This is a genomic window from Shewanella sp. 10N.286.52.E4 (genome assembly GCF_041468785.1).
Taxonomy (GTDB): domain Bacteria; phylum Pseudomonadota; class Gammaproteobacteria; order Enterobacterales; family Shewanellaceae; genus Shewanella; species Shewanella electrodiphila.
Window position 1 is genome coordinate 18987 of the sequence record NZ_JBFRJJ010000032.1, and the last position, 12144, is coordinate 31130.

General features: G+C 42.8%; 1 protein-coding gene. It reads right to left on the minus strand.

The features are described 5' to 3' along the window. Window positions 1-93: 93 nt before the first annotated feature. Window positions 94-12141 (minus strand): adhesin, encoded by a 12048-nt coding sequence (locus tag AB4153_RS17640; RefSeq protein WP_371998268.1) that lies wholly within the window; start codon window positions 12139-12141, stop codon window positions 94-96. Window positions 12142-12144 lie beyond the last annotated feature (3 nt).

The following is a 12144-nucleotide window of genomic DNA, read 5'->3' on the forward strand; positions in this document are numbered from 1 at the left end:
TATAGACGGCTCATCCTTTGCATCTTTGTTATTGTTTATCTAGCTTTTATGTCTCTGTTTATATTGTTTTTATCACTATTGTTACTTAAATATTTAACTTTGGTTTAGCAGCGTTTGCTGTTGAGTTAGTTGATTGATTTCATCTAGTTCTGATTGATTTAAATAACTTTCACTTTCAAAACTGGTGGTTAACGTTTCTTGTTTTGATAAGGAATCTTTAATGGCCGATGTAAGTGAATTTAGCGAATTGATTTCATCATTAGGTTGATTGCTAAGTTCAGTATTAAAGGCACTATTGGTGTGAGATAAATCTGTGTGTGATGCATCTGTTTGTGAAAATCTAGTCGGTGAACTATCAGGAATAGGTTGTATGTAACCAAATCCTGGTTGTTCAATAAGTTTATCCCCCCAATGAGTATCAACACTGATCAGGGATAACGCTGAATTTTGGGCTACTGAGATGATGTCATTCGTAGTCATTAAACTTGTTGGTTGTGCTGATATTGGCATGAATTGATTGAGTGTAAATTCAATCGGGGTAATGTCGTCGACAGGATTATTTGGGCTTAACTCAATTCTAATAAGTTCACCATCAATAAGCTCACTGCCAATAGGATCTTGATAGCCATACTCAGGTTTTGTGTTGGGATTAAAATCAATACTAAAAGGCTGAATGTCTATAGGTGCAGCTTCGACATTTGCTGACAGGCTTTGCTGCGATGCTGGGGTACTGAAATCTTGCGCATAAGCATTTTCATTAGAAATTACATTAGTATTTGCATGAGTACCTGTATTGGTACTTGTATTAGTACTTGCATCATTAATGACAGGATTGATTGGCAAAATTGAGTCAATAGGGTCCATTGGCGACACATAACGGTAAGGCGTGTCATATTGCCTCATGTATTCAAATTGCATCCTTTGATACATTTCTTCCATGACTTGCTGTTGGAAATCTTCAAGGTGTACACCATAAACGGCTGCGCTTTGTGTCATGGGTTCAAGGTTATTAGGATTTACATCGGTATTCGCATCATTGAAAGCAAAGTTGGCCATGGCAGCTGGACTGTTCATTACTGCGTTAACATCAACGGTAATTGTGATGGTTTCTAGAGCGCCTTCTGCAGATTCGCCATCAAGTGTTGCTGTTGGGTCTAGACTTAATTCAAAAGTGGTACCTGCCGTTACACCGCTTATCATTAGGCCAGCAACACTCTCAATTGGGACAATCCATTGATTACCTTGTTGGGTCCCAGCTGATAACGTTGCAACGTCAGGCACGCCTAAAATAGTGAGGCTTGCAGTCTCTCCTGGGGCTGGATTTTGTAATTCAAGCCCAAGGTTGAGTGGGATATCGTTGGTAGTTAAAGCATTAATATCGCCAAATTGTGTCCAAATCGGTGGGTCGACTTCTGGGGTTATTTCAATCTCGAAATTGACTATTTGTGCAGCGCTTTGATCTGTTTCATTTGAGCCTAGTACTTCAGCTGTATCAATACTGGAAAGTGCCAACTCAACTTGTAAGGTACCGAATGCAAGTTCACCAGGTAAGATTTTTATTTCCTCTAAACTGGTTTCATTGACCAGCAGCGATGCTGTAAATCCGCCATTCCCGTCAGAAATTAATGCAGCAAATTGACCATCAATTTCAATACCTGCTAAATCGATGAGGGCAGTCGCTTCTGCTGAAGTAATCGTCACTTCGACTCTAATGGACTCATGCCCTTCAAGGTCAATTAGCTCAGCCCCTAGTTCGACTTTGATAGCATCGCCTTCTATGGCGCTGTAGTCATCTGGATCTGAGATTATTTGGACACCATCTGCGACTGGACTGACACCCACTAAAAAGTCCATAGAGGTTGTGACGAAGTCATCAGTACCTAACTCTTGAGTGATGATTGAAAGTGACAATGACATATCGCCATTAAAGTTTTGCGGTGGCTTAATGACAATGCTATCGAGTTGGTCTGGGGTAATAGTCCAGTAGCTTGTAGGAGAACCATTAAACTGACCTCCATCAGCACCATTGTTGGGTAAAAGCTGTAAATTACCACCAGCATCTTGGTAATAAACAGTGGCACCTTCTGGGACTCCTTGGATGGTGATGTATTGCACTTCAGAACCATCTACATCAATAAGACCAATCACAGAGCTATCGATCCCTGCTAGCGCTATATTGGTATCTTCAGAACCGTGAATGATAATAAGATCTGCTGGCACCTCTGCAGCATCAGTAACAGGGGTGACTTGAATCGTTATAGTATCGCTGAAGTTTGCGTTGTCGATAACATTAGCACCATCAATATCTGCCGTATCACTAACTGAACCAGAGATTTGTAGTCTAAAGTCACCACTTAGGTGTTCTGGTGGTGAAAATTGCAATAAAGCTAGGGCATTGTTTAATGCTACATTGGTGTTACCTGTAAATTCCCAAGTATCATCAGTGCCAGATTTTAGCTGGAACAAACCAGTGTTATCAATGAGCTGGCCGCCATCGAGCAGGGTAATGGTAAATAGCTGTGCAGGGTCGTCCAAAATGATTTTTTCTTCACCACCAGTGTTAGCGGTGGCATCTGTGTCAGCGAAGGCTAAAAATAACCCTAGGGCCTTAGGGTCATCTTCATCCATGGTATCAATTAATGACTCCAGAGTGACACCATCAGCCACTGGGGTAATATTAATTTCCAAATTCTGAGAATCATCTATTTTGGTATCACCACTTAATGAGTCTGTGGCAATGATGCGAATAGGAATAGTCAAATCACCGGAAAAATCCTCAGAAATATTATGTAATGCTAAGTTACTTAACGATGCTGTAGTAAAGACATATTCGATGATGTTTTCGCCACTACTGTCATAGAGGGCGATAACGTCACTACCGGTAAAATAACCGCCCTGAGGTAAGTCGCTGGCTAGCACTCTAAAGCTTATGACATCATTATTATCACTGGTGATGGATAAGTTGAGATGACCCGCAAAATTGATGGTGCTGTCTTCTGTCGCATCGACATCGGTGGCTTGCAGTGCAGTTACCGTAGAGGCAGTAGATGTTGAAGTTGGTTGATCGAAAGTAACGAAGATATTTGCAGTAATGATTTCAGGATCATCTCTGTCTAACACTCTTGCTTCAACGATAATACCTTGCAAAACAGTGGCATGTTCGCTTGATATTGTCATACCCTCTAAAATCGATAATGCTTGTTCTTGAGTCGTGTCGTTGGTCATATTATTGCTGGGGATAATCCAACGGCCGTCACCATCATTGATGGCGCCATTGGGATGGGTAACAAACCATCCATCAGCACTTGGCATCGTTATGACGATGTAATCGATGACTTCAGAGCCGTCTATATCACCGTCAAAAAAGACAATGTCATCGGTAAGCGTTATTGGCTGACCATCTGAGCTGTAAAGGACGGTATTATTAATTTGTAAGCGGGTTATGACCTCAACCACCGCATCAACTTCGACTGAGAGTTGGCTACTTATTTCTTGTACTGTCGTCGCGCCAGTTTCCGATGTATCGGTGATTTGATAACTGACATCTAATGTGAATGGTCCATCGGCATCTTGTGGTGGTAATACGGCTAAGCGACCTGAATTTAATAACTCGGTCAGTGTTGGGCTAAACTCATCAGTCAGTTCTGACAATAGTGATCCGAAGCTACTGACCGTTATTTCTGCACCGTCAAATAGATAAATCATACCTTCACTTGATGGGAAGATTGTCATGCCAGTGATGGTTTCACTGCCGTCCATATCAGCTAACAGAGCCGGCATTAAATTAAGCACTATGGGTTGATCTTCTTTACCCAAGCTGGTGGTTTTTAAAGAGTCGGACGTTTCATCAATGACAGGGGCAATATCTATATTGAGGTTTAACTCATACTCAGCTATGTCTCCGTCCAATTCGGTACTTTCAACAAATAGCGTCAAGTTTATTTGGCCACTAAAATCTTCAGGGGGCCTGATTGATAATGTCGATAGCTCAGTTGCTGTCACACTATACACGGGCAGTCCATTGTCAAAATCGACCACTGATAAATTAACTGTTTGGCCATTTGAATCGATAAAACTGGCGCCATCAGGTAAGCCTACTAATCGTAAGCTTAAGCTCTCGGAACCATCATCGTCTGAGCTGATAACTGTAAACGATAAAGGAATATCGCTATCTTCGTTAAAAGGTACTACTGAATTAATATCGCCTGAGTCAGTGATTTCCCATACATTGGGATCTGAATTAATTGTCGGTGCGTCATTAGCTACACCTGTCAGTGAAATGGTGACATTTTGCGGCTGACTATAGTTGGGATTAGGATTTAGTGGATTATCAACGGGATCGATGCCATCTTGGGATGATTCAGTAGCATAGCTTCGCACTGAGATATCAAAGTCCCCTAAATTGGCAGAGCTGGCATCTGCCAGTGGGATGAGAGTCGCCTCAGCAGGTGGCGCAGAGAATACATCCTCAAAAGAGACGGTCCAAACCCCATTGCCCAAATCAACTGCACTTGGCGCATCAATCGCCCAGCCTGTAGGTAAGGTTAATTCAAAGTGTAGGTTTTCTGAGCCTGAATTATCCGTAAGTGAACCAAAAAGCATCAAGTTTAACGCAATGGGGACATCTTCTTGGCTAGTGATGTCTCTTGTAACAAGTGTTGTCGTATCTGCAACAGGCGTTACTTTAATAACCACGGTTTCAGTGCTGCTTGGCGCGGTTGAGCCATTGTCAGGCTCGGTTGATAGTGCAGTGACATCAAAACTAAATTCACCAGCCAAATTGTCATCGACAGTGACTTGCAATAAGGCGAGTTCATCGGCGCTTATCTCTTGTCCGTTGGCAATAGAAAACTCAACACCATCGCTGTTGGTACTGGTAATGGTAATGCCTGCAGCAATATTGGTTATGGCATAAATAATAACTTCTGAGCCTTGCGGATCTGTCCCTACAATATCTTTTGTGGTCGCGTTAATACTAATATCAATGGCGCCAGCGTCTTCGTTGACGTCATAGCTGAACTGGCTGTTACTTTCCCATTCTGGCGTGTCTGCTACAGAGGCAATAGAGAAAGGCACTTCGGTGGTGATTGACGGTTTATTATTAATGTTGACCGTGATTTGCGCAGAAATCGCTAAGGTGGCATCTGATGCATCTTCTGGAGGGTGAAACACTAAATCGCCATTTGGAATCGCAATGCCTAAATTACTGATAAATAGGTCACTGCCTTGTAAAATATAATTCCCATCAGCATCTAGGCTCACGGGCTGACCGTCTAAGGTGAGTGTGCCGTCAGCAAGGGAGGCTTTATTGATAATGATGCTTTGGATAATTTCACCTTCATCAATATCGCCCGGTAACGCGACTATGGCTAATAGGCCAGGTGTATCTTCAGTGAAGTTAGGGTTGAGCACCTTGATTGAACCAGCTTTATCATTAGCTGTAATCGTGAGGTTATCAATGACAGTATCACCATCTGTATCGGTGACATAAACCTGCACATCTTCGCTATAAAATAGCTCAGCATATTCAAAAACCACACTGGTAACAGTGGCTTTACCATCAGCTGTGATGACAAGTGTGCCATATTTAACGCCAGTGTCAGTGAACAGTTCAACGGAGTCCCCAGCTGAATACTCTGTGCCATCATAAATAAATTTGCTGACCTGAGCGCCATCTGCACCTTGTTGTTTTTGGTTAAATAAATTGACGCTGTATTCGGTATTATTTTCTTCAGTGAAGGTGAGTGATGAGTCGTTTTGGATGGGCACATCATCTTGAATATTAATATTAATGGTTTGATTATTGGACTGATCGCCATCAGCGTCGGTAGCTACAACTTCGAAACTCATTGTTAGGTTGTTTTCGCCATTACCATCAGGGTGATCAACGGCGGCAAATTGTTCAAACTCGACTTTGCCATTCGCATTAAATCGAATTCTAAAGACATCGCTATTATCACCAGTTCGAATGGCGTTGTACCAGCCACTTCCATCGGCAAAATTACTTAATACAATGGCTTGCCCATCACTGGTATAGCTGCCAAAGCTAAAGCCTGCAGCGAGTTCAATGTTACTGATATCGTCACTGCCACCATCGATATTGAGTATGGCGCTGCTTAACACACTAATATTATCTACCAGCTCCCCTTCATTGATTGCTATGCTCAATGAAGCAGGTAAATTGGGGGTTATACCGTCATAGATATCGATTGAAATGACGGCATTAATACCTGTGCTATCAGTATCTGTCGCGAGGATATCGACATTAATGGTGTTTTCGGTTCCTGCGCCAGTTTGATTATCAATAGGGCCAAACAATTGCATGGAAAAATCAATTTGAGCGGTACTTTCTGCATCAATATGAATATCGGCTGGTAGTGCCATTCTAAAGACTAAGGTGCCGTCGGACAGTTGCCCCTCGGCTGTGGCGCCATTATCAGAAATGACCCAATATACTGTCGAACCATTCTGAGTGACTAATTGGCCATCGGAATCTAATACAGGATCAAAATCATAGAGGTCAAACTTAATATCGACGATTGGATCGCCTTTGGTCGTTATGTCAATTAAGCCTTTGACTCGGTTATTGACGCCCGGGGTGATGCTAGGAAGCTCACTTATTTCTAAGCTGATGCCTGTGATGTCACCCGGGTCGTCATCTTGGACGATTAACATCATGTTGGCTTGAGTGGTATCACCGTCAAAGTCAGTGATAAACAGGCCAATATTGACCTCATCGGTGCCAACTTGGTCGAACGGTTGATATAAAGTAGTCGTGTAATTATGCGATAGTGTATCGGCTTCTAAGTTCCAGTTATTGTCTATTTCAATGGTAAAGATAGGTTGGCCAATATCCCCTACATAGGCCGTTAAGGTTAAACCATCTACTGAAATGTCGAACATGATTTGCTCGCCACCTGCAGTGAGAACCGGCAGCTCATTAGCATCAAACCCTAGAGTGTTTATCGCATCTGCGCCAACCTGTATATCAAACTGACCTGTTTGAACCAGAGGTGTCCCAATGAGATTAGCTTCATCAAAGGTTAAAGTACTGATATTGTCAATAAGGGCATTACTGCCGTCATTAATGGCCCAATTAAGATTGCCTAAGTCAATATGACTGCCATCAATATCGACAGCATCGATCAATGTGGCCAGCTCGAGTGAATCTGACGAGCTATGATCGAGTGGCCTTTCAATATTCATTGTTGCGGTGACATTAACATCGTCACCATTACTAATGGCCGATAGAGACAGACTAAATACTGTCACCCCATTCGCTGTGGCAATAATTGATTTAGCGTCACCGCTTAAGGCATAACTGATGGCATCTCCGTTAGAGGTTAGCCCTAGCGCTGTTAATGGGATTAAAGATAAAGCACTAAAAACCACTGAACTGGGGATAATCGTGTCGGAACCTGCGGTGATGGTAAATATTTGAGTATCAGAATTAGGCGAAGTAATTACAGTTTCTGAAGTCGTAAATGTGGCATCTGCCATTATTCCAATGGCACCATCAATGATAGTGATTGTACTGGTAGCAGTAGCAATACTGCCGTCAAAATCTGTCACTGTATAATCAAAGCTAATTGATTGTTCTATCGTATTGTCGAGGTTATCACTCGCTACAAACCGCCAAAAGCCGTTATACAACACGGTTAACTCACCTTTGCCTGTATCAATAACGGCAGGGGCTCCTATTGCAACAGCATAATCAGTGCCGTTAAAGTTGATGCTTTCAACAATCAGTGGCCCTTCAATTGTATAGTCGTTACCTGTGATAGAGCCTGTTATTGACGTATCCTCAATAACAGTAAAGTGATCATCGATGGCCAATTCTGGTGTGTCTTTGGCGTGTAAAATGGCATAGGTAATGATTTTTTCTGTGGTGCCATCGGTATCCGTTTGGACTCCTTCAAGTCGAATAAATGTGGAGAGTTTACCAATTGCAGGATTATCAAGTGGTTGAAAAAGAGTGACTTGCAGGTCTGCACCCGTTAACGCAGCCTCAAGCACCAGTTCGTTATCGCCATTTCTAAAGACTTGGAACGATAACCCATCTGGCGCAATGACAATGCTTAAGTCTTGCCCATTTGATTGGCTTCGTAACAAAAAGGATTGATCCGCTGATAAAGAAAGTACCGCATCAGGAATATCAAAACTAAATTCTGCACCAGTTTGATTGTTAATGTTTAATGCTAACTCGTAGAGATAGCCATCATTGGGTATATCCAATGATGGCATATCATCCACAGCAGTATTACCGGCTAAATCACTAACGCTGACTTCCATTTGCCAACTCATTCGCTGATTTAAACCATCAACATGTAAAGTGTCGTCAAACAGCCAGCTACCATCAGCGTTGACCGTCGTGGTAAATGTCTTGGTTGTGATACCGTCGGTTAATGTAAGTGTGACCGTTTGGCCTTGCTCTACCCCTGTTGTAGTTCCAGCAAGAGACGATTCTCTTCCATAGGTGAATAAACCGACATCAAAACCATCGGCTCCAGTATCAATATCGATTGTCACTTGAGTATCAATGAGCACTTGATCTGATGCAGTTGCGCTATTACCTGCAATATCTATTGCTGTGGCGGTTGCCGTAAGCGTGCCATCAACAAACCCTAAAGCAGCAAGGTCTTGAGCAGTAATACTATAAGTACCGTCAGTATTGACCGTGGTCGTTACGGTAGTTGATACATTGTTGGCGTCGGTTAATGTGATTCTGACTTGCTGACCAGCTTCGATATTCGTCACAGTACCGCTGACAATGACTGCACTAAGCTCAGTTTGGTTAATGAAACTATCACTATCGACAATTTCGACAGTGATTGATGCGGTAGTATCCACAGGCATTTGTGCGGAGACTGTTGCAGGGTTGCCTGCAACATCGCTAACCTCTGCTGTGACAAGTAATGAGCCATCATCAAAGCTTGATAAATCTTGTGCTGGGAGAATCCAAACACCACCAGTGACGATGGCGGTTAGGGTCAGAGAGTGGCCTTGGCTATCGGTGAGGTTCACGGTAACGGTTTGACCGTCTTCGACATTGGTAACCGTGCCTTGAATGACCACTTGGGTCATTTCAACAGCATTGATAACGCCATCGTTATCAATAATCGTGATGTCAATTAATGCGGTTGTATCCACAGGCATTTGTGTGGTGGCTGATGCAGGGTTACCCGCTACATCACTGACCTCAGCAGTGACTGCTAAAGATCCATCATCAAAGGTGGATAGATCTTGTGCTGGGAGTGTCCAAACACCACCTGTAACGATAGCGGTTACTGTCAATGAATGGCCTTGGTTATCGGTGAGATTGACGGTAACTATTTGGCCATCTTCAATGTTTGAGACGCTACCTTGAATAACTACTTGAGTCATTTCAGTGGCATTGATAACTCCGTCGTTATCAACAATTTCCACAGTGATATCGGCAGCTGTATCTTTAGCTACTGTGTTGTTGCCAATGCTCGGATTACCTTCTACATCGACAGCTAATGCACGTAGCGTGAGTTCACCATCAAGTAATGATGACAAATCAAGGTTATCAAGTTGCCACTGACCATCAACAACACTGGTATTAAATATCAATCTAGTGCCACTTGAATCAGTCACCCAAATTAGTACATTTTGACCATCTTCAATATTAAGTGCTTCACCGCGCAAAGTTGTGCTGGGGACTTCAACTGCATTAAGCGTATTGTCATCATCTACCGCTTCAATGGTCACAGATGCTTGAGAATCTTTGCTGACAATGGCTGTGACAGAAGTGGGATTGCCAGCGATATCGATAGTATTCGCTGTAAAGCTAATATTGCCATCGACGAGTGATGAAACATCTGCATCGCTAATTTGCCAAACACCTGCGACGACAGTGGTATTGAAAGTGAGTTGGTTATTGAGGCTATCAGTTAGGGTAATAGTAATGGTTTGACCGTCTTCAACATCATCAACTTGACCCGAGAAATCAAGGCGCAGCATTTCAAAGCGGTTAATGACAGAGTCTCCACCCGTGTCCACATCAATAGTGATATCAGCCAATATATCAACAGGCATTTGTGCGGTGGCTGATGCAGGGTTGCCTGCTATATCGCTGACCTCTGCTGTGACCGCTAGTGAGCCATCATCAAAGGCTGATAAATCTTGTGCTGGGAGAATCCAAACACCACTAGTGACGATGGTGGTTAGGGTCAGTGAGTGGCCTTGGTTATCGGTGAGATTCACCGTAACCGTTTGGCCATCTTCAACGTTTGTGACGCTGCCTTGAATAACCACTTGGTTCATTTCTGCAGCATTGATAACACCATCGTTATCAATAATCGTGATGTCAATTGCAGCTGTCGTATCAATTGGGATTGAGGTCGATCCTTGTGCTTGGTTACCAGCATTGTCGTATGCGATAGCTGTCACTAAGAGTGAACCGTCATCGAACGCTGATAAATCTTGAGGGGCTAAACTCCACACTCCATTTATGATGGTTGTTGTTAATGTTAATGAGTTATTGAAATCGTCAGTTAGCGTTACTGTAACGAGTTGACCGTCCTCGATATTACTTACGCGCCCTTGGATAATGACTTGGCTTAATTCCGTCGTGTTAATGACACCGTCATTATCTATAATTTCGACTGAGATCTCAGCGCTAGTATCAACAAGTATTTGAGTCGAATTTGAAGCAAGGTTCCCTGCAATATCGTTCACTTCAGCAGTAGCAATTAAGGAGCCATCATCAAAGTTTGATAAATCTTGTGGAGGTAAGTTCCAAGTTCCGTTGATAACTACTGTGGTTACACTGAGGGAGTTTCCTTGATTATCTGTCATCGTCACAGTAACGGTTTGACCATCCTCAACATTAGCAACAGTACCTTGTATCGAGACTTGCGTCATTTCAGCGGCATTAAGTACGCCATCGTTATCAATAATCTCAACTGTAATATCAGCTAGGGTATCTTTTATGATGGTATTAGTAGCAAATGCAGGATTTCCTTCTGCATCAATTGCGACGGCATAAAGGTGTAATATACCGTCTGCTAAATCAGAAGCATCTAGTCCTGATGCAGTCCAAAGACCATTATTCACCTCTGATGAAAGGGTGAAAACTTGGCCTAAACTATCGGTAACTGTGATGAAAATGACTTGACCATCTTCGATATTGTTAGCGACCCCAAAAATGGTATTAAGGTCATCAATATCTTGCTGATTTAAAATCTGGTCGCTATCAAGGACATTGATAGTGACATTGGCAACAGTATCTTTAATTACCGTTGTAGAAGAAGAAGCCGGATTACCTGCAATGTCCTGAGTGTTAACATCAAAACGTAATTCCCCATCGACTAGTGCTTCAATATCTGCATTTTCAATTCGCCATATACCATCCACGACTTGGGTTGTGTAGGTGAGAGTCTTTCCGTCAACATCAGTAATGGTGATAGTGACAGCTTGACCATTCTCTACGTCAAAAACGGAGCCTGAAAAGTCAAGTTTCTTCATCTCGAAACGATTAACAAATTCGTCGTTGCCTGTGTCAACGGTAATGTTGACTGCAGCTAATATATCAATGGGATCGCCCGTGGTTGCAGATATTGGGTTACCCGCAATGTCAGAGACTTCAGCTGTTGCTATTAGGTAGCCATCATCAAATGCAGTTAAATCTTGAGGGGGCAATACCCAAATGCCACCAGTGACGATGGTGGTGAGCATCAAGCTGTGGCCTTGATTATCCGTTAGGGTTACCGTAACGGTTTGACCATCTTCAACATTGGTCACGGTGCCCTGAATGGCGACTTGTGTAATTTCAGTAGCATTAATGACGCCATCGTTATCGATAATTTCAATGGTAATATCAGCCAGAGTATCGACAGGCAGTTGTGTGGTTGCAGATGCAGGGTTACCCGCAATGTCAGAGACTTCAGCTGTTGCTATTAAGTAGCCATCATCAAATGCAGTTAAATCTTGAGGGGGCAATACCCAAATGCCACCAGTGACGATGGTGGTGAGCATCAAGCTGTGGCCTTGATTATCCGTTAGGGTTACCGTAACGATTTGACCATCTTCAACATTGGTCACAGTGCCCTGAATGGCGACTTGTGTAATTTCAGTAGCATTAATGACGCCATCGTTATCGATAATTTCAATGGTAATATC